This is a genomic window from Afipia clevelandensis ATCC 49720 (assembly GCF_000336555.1).
GTDB lineage: Bacteria > Pseudomonadota > Alphaproteobacteria > Rhizobiales > Xanthobacteraceae > Afipia > Afipia clevelandensis.
The window spans coordinates 3,990,978-4,007,046 of record NZ_KB375281.1 but is presented as its reverse complement, the minus strand read 5'-3'; the positions used below and the strand labels follow the sequence as shown (position 1 = coordinate 4,007,046).

Sequence of the window (16,069 nt, the reverse complement as noted above, 5' to 3'; positions counted from 1 at the left end):
CTTTCGTGCGGGCGTTTGTGGCATGGCTGGCAGGAGCGTTGGGCCGGCGCTGAAACGCGAGGCTATTTCGCCTTGCCGCGCTTCAGGTGCTCGTCCAGCCGCGGCATGATCTCGACGAAATTGCACGGTTTGGTGCGGTAATCGAGCTGCGCGGCGAGAATGCCGTCCCATCCGTCGCGGCATGCGCCCGGCGATCCCGGCAGGCAGAAGATAAACGTCGTCCCGGCAACGCCTGCGGTGGCGCGGCTTTGAATTGTCGACGTACCGATCTTGGCATGACTGAGCATGTGAAACGCGATGGAAAAACCATCCATCCGCTTCTCGAACAGCGGCTCGGCTGAATCCGGCGTCACGTCTCGTCCGGTAAATCCCGTTCCGCCCGTGGTGATGATCACGTCGACGCCGGGATCGCCGATCCACATCCGCAGCTTGGCCTGGATGGCGTCGATATCGTCGGTGACGATGTCGCGGGCCGCGAGGCGATGGCCTGCCGCAGTCAGACGATCCGCCAGCGTCGTGCCCGACTTGTCGTCGTCCAGCGAGCGCGTATCGGACACGGTGAGCACCGCGATGTTGAGCGGGATGAAGGGACGGGTCTCGTTGATTGAGGACATGGTGCGCGTTCTCTCGCCGCTGTCGCCTGCTTTATGGCTCGCCGTCATTGCGAGGAGCGTCGGCGACGAAGCAATCCATATCTTGCTGTTCTTGAGAAGATGGATTGCTTCGCTTCGCTCGCAATGACGCAATCAGACACAAGCACCTTACAGCTGCACGCCCGGCGCGAATGTATTGCACGCCTGCACGCTGCCCTGCTGATAGCCGGTCATGAACCAGCGCTTGCGTTGCGCCGCCGAGCCGTGGGTGAACGAATCCGGCACCACGCGCCCGGTCGACTGACGCTGCAGCGTATCGTCGCCGATCGCAGACGCAGTCTGCAGCGCGGCATCAATGTCGCCTGCTTCGAGGAAGCCGGGCCGCTTCTTCTCCTCGCGATTGACCCAGACGCCGGAGAGGCAATCCGCCTGCAGTTCGACGCGGACCTGAATCGCATTGGCTTGAGCTTTGCTGCCCGCCTGCTCCTGCATCTGCCGCGCCTTGTCGAGAATGCCGAGCAGGTTCTGGATGTGATGACCCGCCTCATGCGCGATGATGTAGGCGGCGGTGAATTTGCAGGCGTTGCCGGAGCAGCCGCGGAAGCGGGTTTCGACCTCGCGGAAGAATCCGGTGTCGAGGAAAATCTGCCGGTCGGGCGGGCAATAGAATGGCCCCATGGCCGACTGCGCCATGCCGCAGCGTCCGCCATTGGTGGCGTTGCGGAACAGCACGATGCGCGGGCCGCGATAGGTCTGGCCGCTGGCCGAGAAGATTTCGCTCCAGCGGTCGTCGATCTCGCCGAGCACGCCGGCGATCATGCTGCCCATCTCGTCGGTCGGCGCGCCGGCCTTCGGCGGGCTGCCGGTCCTGCGGTCGGTCTGGTAGGTCGGCGCCTGCTGGCCGCCGGTGAGAATTTCCGCGCCGCCGATCAGGATGCGCGGGTCGATGCCCACCGCCCAGCCGATCAGGCCGAGCACAATGACTGTTCCGATGCCGAGGCCGCCGCCTCCGCCCATGGGGAATCCGAAACCGCCGCCTCCACCGCCGAAGCCGCCGCTATCGTCGCGGCGATCGTCGATATTGTCGCTGCGGCGGAAATCATCGTAACGCATCGGAAATCTCCTCAACCGGCGGGCGCATCATGATGACGCATGGTCACATGGCGCGACGGAGCCGCAAAGCATCTGTTAACGATTCATACCGTGCCCGGCAAAAATTGCCTAGCACTGTCTCATGCGCCATGTCGGCGTGTTTTCACGTTGTCACATGAATGGCGGCTGAATTTCTCACATTCAAACGCGACGTCCGCCGCCCGTGGTGAGTCACTGGCTGCGTCGCGCACACGCTTTCGCGTTAACGCACTCATCGCGAACCGGTTTCGGAATCGATTTCGGATTCGTCACAAACCGTTTTCCGATTAAGCCGATTTTTACCTTGGGCCTTCATGGTGATGACAGTCGGATTTGTTAGTCCCGCGTCGCCGACTGCGTCGCCTGAGTCAGGTTTTGAGTCATGGTTGTGTCGCGTCGCGGGGCGTCTGCAAAGGCGCCCCGCACTCAATTTGAAATGCCATCAAGCTCGCACATCGTCCTTGGCGATTGCGTGGCTGAAATGTCGAAACTGCAGGCCGGTTCGGTCGATCTGGTGTTCGCAGATCCTCCGTACAATCTGCAATTGAAGGGCGACCTCAAGCGCCCCGACGAATCCCATGTCGATGCCGTGAACAACGACTGGGACAAGTTCTCATCCTTCACCGCCTATGACGATTTCACCCGCGCCTGGCTGCTTGCCGCGCGCCGCGCCATGAAGCCGTCGGCGACGATCTGGGTGATAGGCTCCTATCACAACATTTTCCGCGTCGGCGCGATCATGCAGGATCTGGGCTTCTGGATTCTCAATGACATCGTGTGGCGCAAGACCAACCCGATGCCGAATTTCCGCGGCCGCCGTTTCACCAATGCGCATGAAACGATGATCTGGGCCGCGCGTGACGAGAACGCCAAGGGCTACACGTTCAACTATGAAGCCCTGAAGGCCGCCAATGAGGACGTGCAGGCACGTTCCGACTGGACGATTCCGCTTTGCACCGGCGAGGAACGCCTCAAGGGCAGCGACGGCAAGAAGGTTCATCCGACCCAGAAGCCCGAAGGCCTGCTGGCCCGCGTGCTGCTGTCGTCGTCGAAGCCCGGGGATCTTGTGATCGACCCGTTCAACGGCACCGGCACCACCGGCGCTGTCGCGAAACGCCTCGGCCGCCGTTACATCGGCTTCGAGCGCGACAAGACTTACGCCAAGGCCGCAGAAGCACGCATCGCCGCCATCGAGCCGCTGCCGGAAGCAACCCTCGCGCCGTTCATGACGGCGCGCGGCGCACCGCGCGTGGCGTTCTCGGAACTGGTCGAGCGCGGCATGATCGTGCCCGGCACCAAACTGGTCGATTCCAAGAAGAAGCACGCCGCACTGGTGCGTGCCGACGGCGCCATCATGCTCGGTGACAAGGTCGGCTCGATCCATCGCATGGGCGCGCTGGCACAGGGCGCAGAAGCCTGCAACGGCTGGTCGTTCTGGCATGTCGAGACCAAGAAGGGCCTGCGCCTGATCGACGAACTGCGCGCTGAAATCCGCAGCGAGATGGCGGCGGGCTGAGCTTCAGGAACGTCTTGTATTGCGCCGCGCCGGAATCATCCCGGCGCGGTGTTTCGTTTTCAGACAGCCGTCCGCATCTGCGATGCCGGAAACGGACCGAGCACGCGCTCGACCAGCGCCGTGTCGCAATATTCCTTGATCTGCGTGATCCGGCCGTTCTCGATCTTCCAGACCATGCAGTACTCATTGTCGTAGCGGTCGCCTGTTTTCGCGGTGTTGTCGCCCTTGGCCTCGACCACGACGAAGTCGCCTTCGGCAATGAAGTTGAAGGCCAGCGTTCGCGGGCGATCGGTCAGCAGGGCGCGCAGGCGGGCAAACAGGCCATTTGTGATGGCATCCTTGCCCTTGAAACTGCCTGACCAGGAGCACTGTCCGGTCTGGATCCAGACCGCGTCGTCAGCGAGATGATCGACAAAGGTTGTTCCGCTGCGGTTGGCGGAGTCGGTGAAAATCTGCTGGATCAGTTTCTTGTTGGCTTCGGCACTCATGGGTTCCGTCCTTTGCTGGAATGGATGGACGGATAATGGGCCTAGTACCGATATTCTTCCAATCAATGCTTGATATGATATATATTCGCCGCATGAATTTGGCCTCGCTCGATCTCAACCTGCTGGTCGCCCTCGACGCGCTTTTGCTGGAGGCGAATGTCGGCCGCGCGGCGATGCGGATCGGCCTGTCGCAACCTGCCGCCAGCCACGCCTTGCGGCGGCTGCGCGAGGTGCTCGGCGATCCGCTGCTGGTGCGCACCGGCGCGCGCATGGAATTGACGCCACGCGCGCAGGCCTTGCGTGCGCCGCTGGCGCAGGCGCTCGATCAGGTACGCGGCCTGTTCATGCCGGACGAATTCGACGCCGCGCGCAGCGAGCGGCGCTTCCGCCTGATGATGCCGGACCTCGCCGTCGAACTGCTGATGCCGCCGCTGATGAAGAAACTGGACATCGCCGCACCCGGTGTGCGGATCGATGTTGTGCCATGGCGGGGACCGGCGATCTTCACCGCCGAATTCGCCCGCACCATCGACATGGTGATCAGCATTGGTGACGCCTTCAAGGGATTTCACCGCCAGCTTCTCTATACCGATTCCGACGCGCTCGCCGTGCGCAAGGGACATCCGGCGGGCGCGCGATTGAAGAACAAGGACACGTTCTTCAAGGCGCGGCATGTCGCCGTGATCATTCGCGGCCAGAGCGAAGACCTGATCGACACATGGCTGCGCCCCAAGGGTCTGGAACGGCGGATCGCGCTTGTGGTGCCGAGCTATATCGAGGCCCTGCATGTCGCCGCGCGCACCGATCTTGTTGCCTTTGTCCCGCGCCGCCTGATCGCCGCGCTGTCACAGCAACTGTCGCTGGCAACTGTCGCACCACCCATTGATCCCGGCATCGACGAGCAGTTCATGTTCTATCCGACCCGCGCGCAGATGGACCCCGGTTCGATCTGGCTGCGGAGCCTGATGCTCGGGATCGGACACGACATGGAAAAGGTCCGGCGGAAAGCCGTTTAGCCGGGCCTTTCGCAATTGCCCCCATGCCCTTCGGCGTGCGATGAAACGTCCAAAATCGGGAGCGTCCATCATGACCATTCTCATCGCAGGCGGCGGGATCGGCGGGCTGACGCTCGCACTCAGCCTTCATCAGGTCGGCATTCCGTGCCGCGTGTTCGAGAGCGTGCCGGAACTGAAACCGCTCGGCGTCGGCATCAATGTGCTGCCGCATGCGGTGCGCGAACTGACCGAACTCGGCCTGCTCGACAAGCTCGACGCCGCCGGTGTCCGGACCGGGGAACTCGCCTACTTCTCCAAACGTGGCAAGCCGATCTGGAGCGAGCCGCGCGGGCTGGATGCCGGCTACAAATGGCCGCAGGTCTCGATCCATCGCGGCGTGCTGCATCACATCCTGCTCGATGCCGTCATCGAGCGCCTCGGCCGCGACGCCGTGCTCAACAATCATCATCTGGCGGATTTCACTTCGACCCCGGAGGGCGTCTCCGCCCGCTTCATCGACAAGGCATCCGGACAGGACGCCGGCACCTATGAAGGCACATTGCTGATTGCCGCCGACGGCATTCACTCGGCAATACGCGCGAAACTCTATCCGGGAGAAGGCGCGCCGATCTGGAACGGGCGTATCCTCTGGCGCGGCATCACCGAGAGCGATGCTTTTCTCTCCGGCCGCACCATGATCATGGCGGGCCATGAGAGCCTGAAGTTCGTCTGCTATCCAATTTCCGGGGAGTTGCCGAACGGCAAGCGCCGCATCAACTGGATCGCCGAGCGCTATTTTCCGCCGGAGCATCAGTGGCGGCGCGAGGACTACAACCGCGCAGCCAAGCTCGACGAGTTTCTGCCGTGGTTCGAGGACTGGCGGTTCGACTGGCTCGATGTGCCGAGCCTGATCCGCACCGCCTCGCAGGCCTATGAATATCCGCTGGTGGATCGCGATCCCGTGGACCGCTGGACCTTCGGCAATGTCACGCTGCTGGGCGACGCCGCGCATCCGATGTATCCGATCGGCTCCAACGGCGCATCGCAGGCCATTCTCGATGCGCGCGTGCTGACGCGCGAAATTCTCAACCATGGCGAGACGGCAGCGGCCCTGCAGGCCTATGAAGCCGAGCGCCGCCCGGCCACCACTGAACTCGTCAAGCTCAACCGCCGCAACGGTCCCGAGCAGGTGATGCAGCTTGTGGAAGAGCGCGCGCCGAACGGCTTCAATGTGGTCACCGAGGTCATGAGCCAGCAGGAACTGGAAGACGTCGCCAACACCTACAAGCGCGTCGCAGGCTTCCAGGTCGAAGCGCTCAACGCCAAGCCGCCGATCGTGCCGCGGCCGGAGACGCCCGCGATGTCCAGCGCGGGCTAATCGCCGAGGCCATGCGCAATCACCTTGCGCATGACATTCGGTAGCGCTTCATCCTTCAGCGTCGCAATCGGTACCCAGCGCATGCCCTGCGGCGCACGCGTCCGCGCAGCAACGCTCGCTGTATAGACGACAAGCTCGAGCGGAAAATGCGTGAACACATGGGTCACGACGCCTGTCTTGCGATGCCAGCGTGAGACATTGAGCGCGGGAGCCTGCGCGCGCGCATCCCTGTCGTCATGGCCCACAAGCCAGTCGGAGGTCGGCACTTCGGTCATGCCACCGAGCAATCCCTTGTCCGGCCGCGTGCGCACCAGCAGTTCATCGCCGCGCGTCACCACAAAGGCTGCGCCACGCCGGAGCGCTCCGGTCTTTTTCGGAGCCTTGCGCGGAAAGGTCTCCTGATCGCCGCGCGTGCGCGCCTCGCAATTGTCGTTGAGCGGACAGAGCACGCAGGCGGGTTTCTTCGGCGTGCAGATTGTAGCCCCGAGATCCATCAGCGCCTGCGCACTGTCGCCCGCGCGCGAACGCCAGAGCAATGTCGCTGCAAGCTCCTGAATCTTCGGCTTCGATTTCGGCAGCGGCTCTTCAACCGCAAACAGCCGCGACACTACGCGCTCGATGTTGCCGTCCACCGGCATGGTCTGCCGGTCGAAGGCAATCGCGGCAATGGCCGCGGCCGTATAGGGACCGACGCCGGGCAGCGTGCGCAGCCCTTCCTCGGTATCGGGAAACGCGCCGCCGTGCGCGTGCAGCACCGTGACTGCACAGGCGTGAAGATTGCGCGCGCGCGAATAGTAGCCGAGTCCGGCCCACATCCGCAGCACATCATCGAGCGAGGCCGATCCCAATGCAGCGACCGTCGGCCAGCGCGCGGTAAATTTCTCGAAATACGGCCCGACCGCTTTCACGGTGGTCTGTTGCAGCATGATTTCCGACAGCCACACACGATAGGGATCGCTCGTCTGGCCCGGCAGCGCGCGCCACGGCAGTTGCCGCCGGTGGCGGTCATACCAGGCGAGCAGCAGCGCCGGGCGATCGGCGTCATGCGTTTCCGGAGATTTCTTTCGCCGCGCAGCGGCGCCTGATAGTGTCATGGTGCCATATGTACCGACGACAGCCACCCATGAACAAGCCCGGCCCTCTCACCGCAAAGCCGTTATCCGCATTGCTCGGCAATGCGATCAATGACGCCTTCGCAAAGCAGGGCTTTGCTTCCCGCGAACTGGTGACGCGATGGGCCGATATTGTCGGCGCGAATGTGGCAATGCATTCGGAACCGCTGAAGATTCAGTGGCCACGCCCGGTCGAGAACCAGCCACAGGAGCCCGCCACACTGGTGTTGCGGGTCGAAGGCCCGATGGCGCTGGAAATCCAGCACACCTCCGATGTCATCATCGAGCGGGTCAACCGGTTCTTCGGCTGGAACGCGGTGGGCCGGATCGCGCTGCGTCAGGCGCCGCTGTCGCGCAGGCCCGTCAAGAAGGTGAAAAAAGGACCTGACGCCGCCGCTGTCGCCAAGATCGAAGCCTCGCTCGGCAGCGTGGAAGATCAGGATCTGCGCGCTGCGCTGGCGCGGCTCGGCGCGTCGATCAAGCGGAAGTGAGGATTCCGGCGCAGCGCCGGGCGCGGCCCGGCATTGCCACAATCATGGTTTCAAGCTACGGCATGATCCCCGAAAAGTGGGAACCGGTTTCGCGTTCCCATCAGGCGTGACAGCGCCGATCGCACGACTTTCCCGGAGCAGACCGTTGAACATCACGCGCCGCACCTTTACCGCCGCCCTGTCCCTGACCGCCGTTGCCGCAGCGCTCGGCGTTTCGCCCTGGCGGCTGATCGGCGAAGCCAATGCCCAGACCGCCGCGGAAATCGCCCAGGCCGGTGAACTCGGTGACATGGCGCTGGGCGCGAAGGATGCGCCCGTCACCATCATCGAATACGCCTCGATGACCTGCCCGCACTGCGCGGCGTTCACCAAGGACGTGTTCCCGCAAATCAAGACCGCCTACATCGACACCGGCAAGGTGCGCTTCATCTTCCGCGAATTCCCGCTGGATCAAGTGGCCCTCGCCGCCTCCGCGCTGGCGCGCTGCGTGGCCAAGGATGACGCGCAGAAATATTTCGCCATCGTCGACATTCTGTTCAAGCAGCAGAACGATCTGGCCTCCGACGCGCTCGGCACCATCAACCGTGTCGGCAAGCAGGCCGGTTTCAGCGAGCAGATGATCAAGGATTGCGTGCAGGGCGATCCGAAAATCCAGAAGGGCATTCTGGATGTGCGTGAGCACGCCTACAAAACGCTCAAGGTCAACTCGACGCCGTTCTTCTTCGTCAACGGAACGCCGGTGCGCGGCGAAACCTCGTTCGACGCCTTCGAGAAGATGATCAAGCCGCTGCTCAAGAGCTGAGAGCGCGCAAGCCGGGAACCCGGCAAACATCCTGAGATTCCTTTGGAAATCCCCGGGAATTTCGCCTAAATCGCTCCCAAATCCCTTGGGAAAAGCCCCCTTGGCCGGTTGCCCTGCGCAGCCGGCCTCGCCATTGTGCGGACAGTCCGAGGCGCATTCCGCGACTCAGCTATACTGGCACAGGGCCGCTATGACCTTGCCCCGGCTAAAGATTCTGGCCCGGCCAACAGAGCACCGATTGCATGAAACTGACGCGCCTTCGCCTTCACGGCTTCAAGTCCTTCGTTGAGCCGACCGACTTCTTGATCGAGCCGGGCCTGACCGGCGTGGTCGGCCCGAACGGATGCGGCAAGTCGAACCTTGTCGAAGCGCTGCGCTGGGCGATGGGCGAAACCTCGCACAAGTCGCTGCGCGCCGCCGACATGGACGCGGTGATCTTTGCAGGCTCGGGCAATCGCCCGGCGCGCAATCACGCCGAAGTGGCGATGACCATCGACAACTCCGATCGTTCGGCACCGTCCGCCGTGAACGATCAGGACATGCTGGAAATTTCCCGCCGCATCGAGCGCGAAGCAGGCTCGGTCTATCGCATCAACGGCAAGGACGTGCGTGCACGCGACGTGCAGATTCTGTTCGCGGATGCCGCCACCGGCGCGCGTTCGCCCGCCCTCGTCCACCAGGGCAAGATCGGCGAAATCATTCAGGCCAAGCCGGAACAGCGCCGCCGCGTGCTGGAAGACGCCGCCGGTGTCGCGGGTCTTCATGCCCGCCGCCATGAAGCCGAACTGCGCCTGCGCGCCGCCGAAACCAACCTCACCCGCGTCGAGGACGTGATCGGTCAGCTTGCCGGCCAGATCGAAGGCCTGAAGAAGCAGGCGCGTCAGGCGATCCGCTACCGCGAAGTCGCCGCAAAAGTGCGCAAGGCCGAAGCACTGCTGTTCCATCTGCGCTGGCTGCAGGCCCATGCCGATGTCAACGAGGCAGGCCAGACCCACGACCTGAACGTCCGCGAGCAGGCCGAGCGTGTTCAACAGCAGGCGGAAGCCGCGCGCATTCAGGCAATCCGCGCTTCCGAACTGCCGGGCCTGCGCGACAGCGAAGCCCGCGCCGCTGCCGGCCTGCAGCGCCTCACCAATGCCCGCGAAATGCTCGACCGCGAGGAAGCGCGCGCCAAGGAGCGCGTCGTCGAACTCGACCGCCGTCTCACGCAGTTCGCCGCCGACATCGAGCGCGAACAGCGCCAGTTGTCCGACGCCGACGTCGCGCTGGAACGGCTTGAGTCGGAAGACAGTATCCTCAAGGAGGAAATCCGCTCGCGCGTCGAGACCCGCTCCGGAGCGGACGAGCGTGTCGCGGAAGCCGAAGCCACGCTCGCAGCCGCCGAGCGCACCTTCTCCGAACTGACCACCGCGCTCGCCGATCTCACCGCGCGGCGGACTCAAATTGAATCCAACGTTCGTGCCCATCGCGAACGGCTGGCGCGGCTCGATCAGGACATCGCCACCGCTGAGGGCGAACTCGAAAAACTCAACGCCGAGACCGGCGGCCTTGGCGACCTCGATGCACTGGTCGCGGCGATGGAAGCTGCCGCCGAAGCCGTGCTGGTTGCCGAAGCGACGACGCAGGCCAATGAAGCCGCGCATGTCGCCGCCCGCGCCACGCTGGAAGCCTCGCGCGCACCTCTGGCCGACGCCGAAAAGCGCGTGCAGCGGCTGGAAACCGAAGCCAAGACCATCTCCAAGATCGTCAACGGCGAAACCAAGAACCTTTGGCCGCCGATCATCGACGGCGTCAATGTCGCCAAGGGGTTTGAGAAGGCGCTGGGCGCAGCCCTCGGCGACGATCTCGACGCGCCGGTTGATCCATCCGCGCCGCTGCGCTGGGCCAGTGTCGGTCCGGTCAGCGGCGATCCCTCCCTGCCCGGCGGCGTTGAATCGCTGGCTGCGCATGTCACCGCGCCGCCGGAACTGTCGCGCCGTCTGGCGCAGATCGGCGTCGTGACCCGCGAGCGCGGCGCGCAACTGATGTCGCAGCTCAAGACCGGCCAGCGGCTGGTCTCGCGCGAAGGCGACCTGTGGCGCTGGGACGGCTTTGTCGCCGCGGCCCACGCCCCGACCGGCGCAGCACGGCGTCTCGCCGAGCGTGCACGTCTGGTCGATATCGAAGCCGAAATCGAGCAGGCGCGCGCCGATGCCGTTGCCAAGCGTCAGGCCCTGGAAAACGCAGAGACTGAACTGAAGGCGGCATCCGCAGCGGAGAGCGCCGCGCGCGAAGCCGTGCGCGCCGCGCAGCGCGAAGCCAATGCCGCTCGCGAGCAGCACGCCAATGCCGAACGCGAGATCAACCGTCACGCCTCGCGCCGTTCCGCGCTGGACGAGCGCCGCACCCGCCTGACCGAGGACCGCGCCGAAGCCCATGGCGCGCATGAAGCTGCGATTGCCGCGCTGAGTGATCTGCCTTCAAGTGCCGAGAACGAGGAAAAGCTCGCCACCGTCCGCGCCGATATGGATGGCCACCGCCAGCTTGCCGCGCAGGTCCGCGCCGAAGCGCAGGCGCTGGCCCGCGAAGCCGAACTCGCCGACCGGCGCGTGCAGGCGATCGTTGCCGAGCGCAATGAATGGATGAGCCGCAAGGAAAACGCTGCCTCGCAGATCGCGACCATCGAGACGCGCATTGTCGAGGTCAAGACCGAGCGCGCCGAACTTGAGAACGCGCCGGAAGTGTTCGCCGAGAAGCGCAGCGCGCTGATCAGTGAGATCGAGCACGCCGAGTCCGACCGCCGCATGGCTGCCGATGCACTGGCGACGGCCGAGACCGCGATGGCGGAAACCGACCGCGTCGCCCGCGCCACGCTGGATGCGCTGTCCGCCTCGCGCGAAGCCTGCGCCCGCTCCGAAGAGCGGATGGAAGGCACCCGCCGCCGTCTCGATGACATCGAGCGCGAAATCCGCGACATGCTCGAGGTCGAGCCGCACGGCGTCGCCGCGCTCGCCGAGATCACACCGGAAAGCGAACTTCCTCCGGTGACCGAAATCGAAGCCGATCTGGAAAAGCTGCGCCGCGACCGCGAGCGCCTTGGCGCGGTCAACCTGCGCGCCGAGGAAGAACTGCGCGAGGTCGAGACCCAGCATACCGGCCTCACCACCGAGCGCGACGACTTGGTGGAGGCGATCAAGAAGCTGCGCACCGGCATCCAGAGCCTGAACAAGGAAGCGCGCGAGCGGCTGCTGACCTCGTTCGAGACGGTCAACAACCACTTCAAGCGGCTGTTCACCGAGCTGTTCGGCGGCGGTCAGGCCGAACTGACCCTGATCGAGAGCGACGATCCGCTGGAAGCCGGTCTCGAAATCATCGCCAAGCCGCCCGGCAAGAAGCCGCAGACGCTGTCGCTGCTCTCCGGCGGCGAGCAGGCCTTGACCGCGCTGGCGCTGATCTTCGCGGTGTTCCTCACCAATCCGTCGCCGATCTGCGTGCTGGACGAAGTCGACGCACCGCTGGACGACCACAACGTCGAGCGGTTCTGCAACCTGCTGCATGAGATGACCTCGTCCACCGAGACGCGCTTCATCATCATCACCCACAACCCGATCACCATGGCGCGCATGAACCGTCTGTTCGGCGTCACCATGGCGGAACGCGGCGTTTCGCAGCTTGTGTCGGTCGATCTCGACGGCGCGATGAAGGTTCTCGACCAGAACGTGGCGTGATTGTTTCATCCTTCCTTGAAGGAAAGTGAACGAAGCCCGCCTGCTACGTCTTCAGATGTCGTCCCCGCGAAAGCGGGGACCCATAGCCACCGGCTTCTCGATCTGAAAAGATTGTTGGGAGGCTTCCTGCAACAGGAAAAGTTCAGGGAGTATGGGTCCCCGCCTTCGCGGGGACGACGTGGTATATTTGGTTGATGATCTCTCCCAATCTCCCTTCCGAATTACTGGCAGCCCTCGCCCGCAAAGCCGAGGGCCTGTCGCGCGCGGACGCGGCGCAGCGCGCGGATACGATCTCGCGGACCTATCGCAGCGGGGGCGGCTCGGGCCGGATCAAGACGACCGCCGACGCGCTGGCCTATGCGCTGGCGCGAATGCCGGGCACATATGCCGCCGTTGCCGCAAGCCTGAATGCCCTGATGGAGTGCGATCCGGATTTCGCGCCGCAAAGTCTGCTCGATGTCGGCGCAGGACCGGGCACCGCCACATGGGCAGCGAGCGAGGCGTTTGCGTCTCTCGACCGGTTCACACTGCTGGATGCAAACACGGCACTGCGCGATCTCGCCACCGAGCTTGTGACGTCGCAGCCCCGGCTTGAGACGCTGCGTTACTATGCCGGTGATGCACGCAAGGCGCTCACTGATGCGCCTGAAGTCGATCTGGTCGTCGCAAGCTATGTCGTCAATGAACTGAGTGAGAGCGAACGCGCCGCGTTCGCTGACGCTTTGTGGGCAAAAACACGCGACATGCTTCTGGTGGTCGAACCCGGCTCACCGGCCGGTTATTCGCACATCCTGTCACTCCGCGACCGGCTGATCGCACAGGGCGCGCATGTTTTCGCGCCCTGCCCGCATGATACGGCATGCCCGCTGGTCGCACCGGACTGGTGTCACTTTACACAACGCCTGCAACGATCGCGTGCGCATAAACACCTTAAAGCGGCCGCCCTTCCCTATGAGGACGAAAAATTCAGCTACGTGGTTCTCTCGCGCAAAGCGCCGGCGCAGCGGCCTTCGCGCGTTCTGGCCCAGCCGCTCGTCACCAAGATCGCCGTCACCGCGAAAATCTGCGCCAGCGATGGAATAAGGACGGCGAGCGTCCCGCATCGGAACAAGGCCGCCTACAAGCGCGCGAAGAAGTGGGCCTGGGGCGACGCGATTTTTCCCGGGAGCGAGATCAGCCCGGAATAATTCTCTCCAGATGGAGTTTGTGAGGGTGACGCGCTCGCGTCCGACGCAAACATTTCATCAGGAGTACCTGCGATGTCCAAAACATTCGCCGCGATGGCGGCTGTCTCTCTCATGCTCGCCTCGACCGCCGCTTTCGCGCAGGCCGCGAAGGTCGCCGACACGCCGAAGGGCAAGGCCTATGTCGACGCCAAGGGCATGACACTTTACACGTTCGACAAGGACAGCGCCGGCAAGTCGGCCTGCAACGGCCCGTGCGCCACCAACTGGCCGCCGCTGATGGCCGCTGCCGACGCCAAGGCCTCCGGCGACTGGACCATCGTCACCCGCGACGACGGCAGCAAGATGTGGGCGCTCAAGGGCAAGCCGCTTTATACCTTCGCGAAGGACACCAAGCCCGGCGACACCACCGGCGACGGCTTCCTGAACGGCGCCTGGCATATCGCCAAGCCGTAAGATGGCTTTGTTGATCGGCTCATGATTTGTCGTCCCGGCGAAAGCCGGGACCCATAACCCCTAACCTCCCGTTCCTCAGCCATGAGGCAACATCCCAAAACCCACGACTCAGGGACTATGGGTCCCCGCCTTCGCGGGGACGACCCGCTGACGGGCCAGCGCAAGCTCCACGCCAAACAACCCGTACTCAGTTCATATTTGAACCCCCACTCCCCTGAAGACGACCAAATAGCGCGGTGCTCTGGCCGCAGACGCTGACGACCGCCTGCCTTTCAGGTAGGCTGCGCGCCATTCGTTGTCCTCAAGGAGTTTTCCCTCATGTCGTCGGGCTGGATTTTAATCGGTGTCATCGTCGTCATCGCGCTGTTCGTGTTCGGCGCCTACAACCGCCTCGTCGCGCTGGCGCAGCGGGTGTCGCAGGCCTTTGCCGATATCGACGTCCAGCTCAAGCAGCGTCACGACCTGATCCCGAACCTTGTCGAAACCGTCAAAGGCTATGCCACGCATGAGCGCGGCACGCTGGAAGATGTCGTCAAGGCGCGTAACGCGGCGATGTCCGCGCAAGGACCGGCACAGGTTTCGGCAACGGAAGGCCAGCTCTCCGCTGCGCTCGGCCGCCTGATCGCGCTGTCGGAGGCCTATCCGGACCTCAAGGCCAACGCGAACTTCCAGCAGTTGCAGACCGAACTGTCCGACATCGAAAACAAAATTGCCGCCAGCCGCCGCTTCTTCAACAACGCGGTTCAGGAATACAACACCGGCATCCAGCAATTGCCGGCCGCTCTCTTTGCCGGCGCGCTCGGCTTCACCAAGAAGGATTTCTTCGATCTTGGCGAACAACGCGGCCAGATCGAGCAGGCGCCTTCGGTCAAGTTCTGACAACCTGACGCCATCGCGAGTACGGGCAGCGCATCATGGCCGCTTACGGTCTCTATACGCACATCGCATCGAACAAGGTCCGCTCGATGCTGCTGCTCGGCGGCCTGTTCCTGCTCGTCTATGTGATGGTGTTCGCCGGTGCTCTGCTGGCGGAAGTCGCGCTCAACAGCAACCGGCCATTCGACGCCTATATCACGCTGGCGGGGCGCGACCTGATCAAGGCGTTTCCGTTCGCCACCATCGGCGCCGCCGCATGGATTGTGATCGCCTACTTCTTTCACCAGAACATCATCGACGCCGTGACCGGCGGCCATGACGTGACGCGGCAGCAGCAGCCGCGGCTTTACAACCTGCTCGAAAATCTCTGCATCTCGCGCGGCATTCCGATGCCGAAGCTGAAGATCATCGACAGCCCCGCGCTCAACGCCTTCGCCACCGGCCTCAACCGCAGCCAGTATTCGATCACCGTCACCACGGGATTGATGAACGCGCTCGACGACCGCGAGATGGAAGCCGTGCTCGGGCATGAGCTGACCCACATCCGCAACGGCGACGTGCAACTGCTGGTCATTGCCGTGGTGATCGCGGGTGTGATCGGCTTTTTCGCGGAACTTTTCTTCCGCATTTTCTTCAATTCCAGCTGGAATTTCGGCGGCGGGCGGTCGTCCTCATCGTCGTCGTCGTCCGATAGCGGCAAGAAAGGCGGCGGCGCTTTCGCTATTGTCCTTTTGGCCATCGCGCTGATCGGCCTTGCCTGGGGCCTCTCGCTGGTGGTGCGCTTCGCCCTGTCGCGGTCCCGCGAATTCCTGGCGGATGCAGGGTCGGTCGAACTGACCAAGGATCCGGACGCCATGATCTCGGCGCTGCGCAAGATCGAGGGCCGGGGCGAGCTGCCCGGCTCGACTTCCGCCGTCATGGAAATGTGCATCGACAATCCGCGCGAGGGCTTTGCCGACCTGTTCGCGACCCACCCCTCGGTCGATTCGCGGGTCAAGGCGCTGGTCCAATACGCCGGCGGACGCGATCCCGGCCCGCTGCCGCTGCCCGGCAATGGGGACGAAACCGGCGGTCCCGGCGCCCCCGCAGCGAATTCCAGCCCCGATACGCGGCCGGAGCCGCCCCATAGCGGGCCTTGGGGCAGTTCCCCGCAGCCCGCGCCGTCGCCCGCCGGCCCGATTTCCGGGCCCTGGGGCCGCAACTAACCCGCCGGCCTTAAGAAGCCGTTGGTTATTCAGTAGAACTGCCCGGTCAAGAATTGAATTATCCCTCGATTCTGCCATGGTCCGGCGGAAAGCAGGCTAGTGTGGCGGTTCGCAAGTCCGCACGGTCCCGCAGCA

The 16,069-nt window shown here is 63.9% G+C and carries 14 protein-coding genes; 10 read left to right on the top strand and 4 right to left on the bottom strand.

Annotated features, from left to right (window positions below; translation table 11 throughout):
* Positions 1 to 62 precede the first annotated feature (62 nt).
* The gene (gene moaB / locus HMPREF9696_RS19205; protein WP_002714712.1) at positions 63 to 614 is read right to left on the bottom strand and encodes a molybdenum cofactor biosynthesis protein B; all 552 of its coding nucleotides are present in this window, start codon (positions 612 to 614) and stop codon (positions 63 to 65) included.
* Between the two features lie 147 nt (positions 615 to 761).
* On the bottom strand, positions 762 to 1,706 hold the full coding sequence (gene ypfJ / locus HMPREF9696_RS19200) for a KPN_02809 family neutral zinc metallopeptidase (protein WP_002714711.1): 945 nt from the start codon (positions 1,704 to 1,706) through the stop codon (positions 762 to 764).
* A 400-nt stretch (positions 1,707 to 2,106) separates the two neighbouring features.
* On the opposite strand from ypfJ, the gene HMPREF9696_RS19195 reads away from it, so the two are divergent.
* Complete coding sequence (locus HMPREF9696_RS19195) at positions 2,107 to 3,240, top strand: site-specific DNA-methyltransferase (protein WP_002714710.1); 1,134 nt, start codon at positions 2,107 to 2,109, stop codon at positions 3,238 to 3,240.
* A 59-nt stretch (positions 3,241 to 3,299) separates the two neighbouring features.
* On the opposite strand, the gene HMPREF9696_RS19190 is transcribed toward HMPREF9696_RS19195, so the two are convergent.
* On the bottom strand, positions 3,300 to 3,728 hold the full coding sequence (locus HMPREF9696_RS19190) for a nuclear transport factor 2 family protein (protein WP_002714709.1): 429 nt from the start codon (positions 3,726 to 3,728) through the stop codon (positions 3,300 to 3,302).
* Positions 3,729 to 3,820: 92 nt separating this feature from the next.
* On the opposite strand from HMPREF9696_RS19190, the gene HMPREF9696_RS19185 reads away from it, so the two are divergent.
* Both HMPREF9696_RS19185 and HMPREF9696_RS19180 read left to right on the top strand, forming a co-directional pair.
* Positions 3,821 to 4,744 carry a LysR family transcriptional regulator gene (locus tag HMPREF9696_RS19185; protein WP_040302185.1) on the top strand — a complete coding sequence of 308 codons (924 nt, stop codon included), beginning with the start codon at positions 3,821 to 3,823 and terminating at the stop codon, positions 4,742 to 4,744.
* Positions 4,745 to 4,814: 70 nt separating this feature from the next.
* On the top strand, positions 4,815 to 6,101 hold the full coding sequence (locus tag HMPREF9696_RS19180) for a flavin-dependent oxidoreductase (RefSeq protein WP_002714707.1): 1,287 nt from the start codon (positions 4,815 to 4,817) through the stop codon (positions 6,099 to 6,101).
* Here the strand turns inward: HMPREF9696_RS19180 and mutY are convergent.
* A complete protein-coding gene (gene mutY, locus HMPREF9696_RS19175; RefSeq protein WP_002714706.1) occupies positions 6,098 to 7,195 on the bottom strand; it encodes an A/G-specific adenine glycosylase in 1,098 nt (365 codons plus the stop codon). The genes HMPREF9696_RS19180 and mutY overlap by 4 nt on opposite strands.
* A 29-nt stretch (positions 7,196 to 7,224) precedes the next feature.
* Between mutY and HMPREF9696_RS19170 the strand changes: the two genes are divergently transcribed.
* The 7 genes from HMPREF9696_RS19170 (at position 7,225) to HMPREF9696_RS19140 (ending at position 15,934) form a co-directional block, all read left to right on the top strand.
* Entirely contained in the window at positions 7,225 to 7,704 is a 480-nt protein-coding gene (locus HMPREF9696_RS19170; RefSeq protein WP_002714705.1) for a DUF721 domain-containing protein, read from the top strand.
* Positions 7,705 to 7,849: 145 nt separating this feature from the next.
* Positions 7,850 to 8,506: a DsbA family protein gene (locus HMPREF9696_RS19165; RefSeq protein WP_002714704.1), complete on the top strand. Its 657-nt coding sequence runs from the start codon at positions 7,850 to 7,852 to the stop codon at positions 8,504 to 8,506.
* Positions 8,507 to 8,748: 242 nt separating this feature from the next.
* Entirely contained in the window at positions 8,749 to 12,213 is a 3,465-nt protein-coding gene (gene smc / locus HMPREF9696_RS19160) for a chromosome segregation protein SMC (RefSeq protein WP_002714703.1), read from the top strand.
* Positions 12,214 to 12,407: 194 nt separating this feature from the next.
* On the top strand, positions 12,408 to 13,400 hold the full coding sequence (locus HMPREF9696_RS19155; RefSeq protein ID WP_002714702.1) for a small ribosomal subunit Rsm22 family protein: 993 nt from the start codon (positions 12,408 to 12,410) through the stop codon (positions 13,398 to 13,400).
* 72 nt (positions 13,401 to 13,472) lie between these two features.
* Positions 13,473 to 13,853 carry a COG4315 family predicted lipoprotein gene (locus HMPREF9696_RS19150; RefSeq protein WP_002714701.1) on the top strand — a complete coding sequence of 127 codons (381 nt, stop codon included), beginning with the start codon at positions 13,473 to 13,475 and terminating at the stop codon, positions 13,851 to 13,853.
* A gap of 318 nt (positions 13,854 to 14,171) precedes the next feature.
* Positions 14,172 to 14,732, top strand: coding sequence for a LemA family protein (locus HMPREF9696_RS19145; RefSeq protein ID WP_002714700.1), 561 nt, complete (start codon positions 14,172 to 14,174; stop codon positions 14,730 to 14,732).
* Between the two features lie 35 nt (positions 14,733 to 14,767).
* Positions 14,768 to 15,934, top strand: coding sequence for a M48 family metallopeptidase (locus HMPREF9696_RS19140; RefSeq protein WP_002714699.1), 1,167 nt, complete (start codon positions 14,768 to 14,770; stop codon positions 15,932 to 15,934).
* Positions 15,935 to 16,069: the final 135 nt, after the last annotated feature.

Bases quoted from the DNA above. Each gene is read 5' to 3' on its own strand.
- HMPREF9696_RS19145 (WP_002714700.1), top strand. From the start codon at position 14,172: ATGTCGTCGGGCTGGATTTTAATCGGTGTCATCGTCGTCATCGCGCTG.
- HMPREF9696_RS19170 (WP_002714705.1), top strand. From the start codon at position 7,225: ATGAACAAGCCCGGCCCTCTCACCGCAAAGCCGTTATCCGCATTGCTC.
- mutY (WP_002714706.1), bottom strand. From the start codon at position 7,195: ATGACACTATCAGGCGCCGCTGCGCGGCGAAAGAAATCTCCGGAAACG.
- HMPREF9696_RS19190 (WP_002714709.1), bottom strand. From the start codon at position 3,728: ATGAGTGCCGAAGCCAACAAGAAACTGATCCAGCAGATTTTCACCGAC.
- HMPREF9696_RS19195 (WP_002714710.1), top strand. From the start codon at position 2,107: ATGGTTGTGTCGCGTCGCGGGGCGTCTGCAAAGGCGCCCCGCACTCAA.
- HMPREF9696_RS19185 (WP_040302185.1), top strand. From the start codon at position 3,821: ATGAATTTGGCCTCGCTCGATCTCAACCTGCTGGTCGCCCTCGACGCG.
- smc (WP_002714703.1), top strand. From the start codon at position 8,749: ATGAAACTGACGCGCCTTCGCCTTCACGGCTTCAAGTCCTTCGTTGAG.
- HMPREF9696_RS19155 (WP_002714702.1), top strand. From the start codon at position 12,408: ATGATCTCTCCCAATCTCCCTTCCGAATTACTGGCAGCCCTCGCCCGC.
- ypfJ (WP_002714711.1), bottom strand. From the start codon at position 1,706: ATGCGTTACGATGATTTCCGCCGCAGCGACAATATCGACGATCGCCGC.
- HMPREF9696_RS19180 (WP_002714707.1), top strand. From the start codon at position 4,815: ATGACCATTCTCATCGCAGGCGGCGGGATCGGCGGGCTGACGCTCGCA.
- HMPREF9696_RS19150 (WP_002714701.1), top strand. From the start codon at position 13,473: ATGTCCAAAACATTCGCCGCGATGGCGGCTGTCTCTCTCATGCTCGCC.
- HMPREF9696_RS19140 (WP_002714699.1), top strand. From the start codon at position 14,768: ATGGCCGCTTACGGTCTCTATACGCACATCGCATCGAACAAGGTCCGC.
- moaB (WP_002714712.1), bottom strand. From the start codon at position 614: ATGTCCTCAATCAACGAGACCCGTCCCTTCATCCCGCTCAACATCGCG.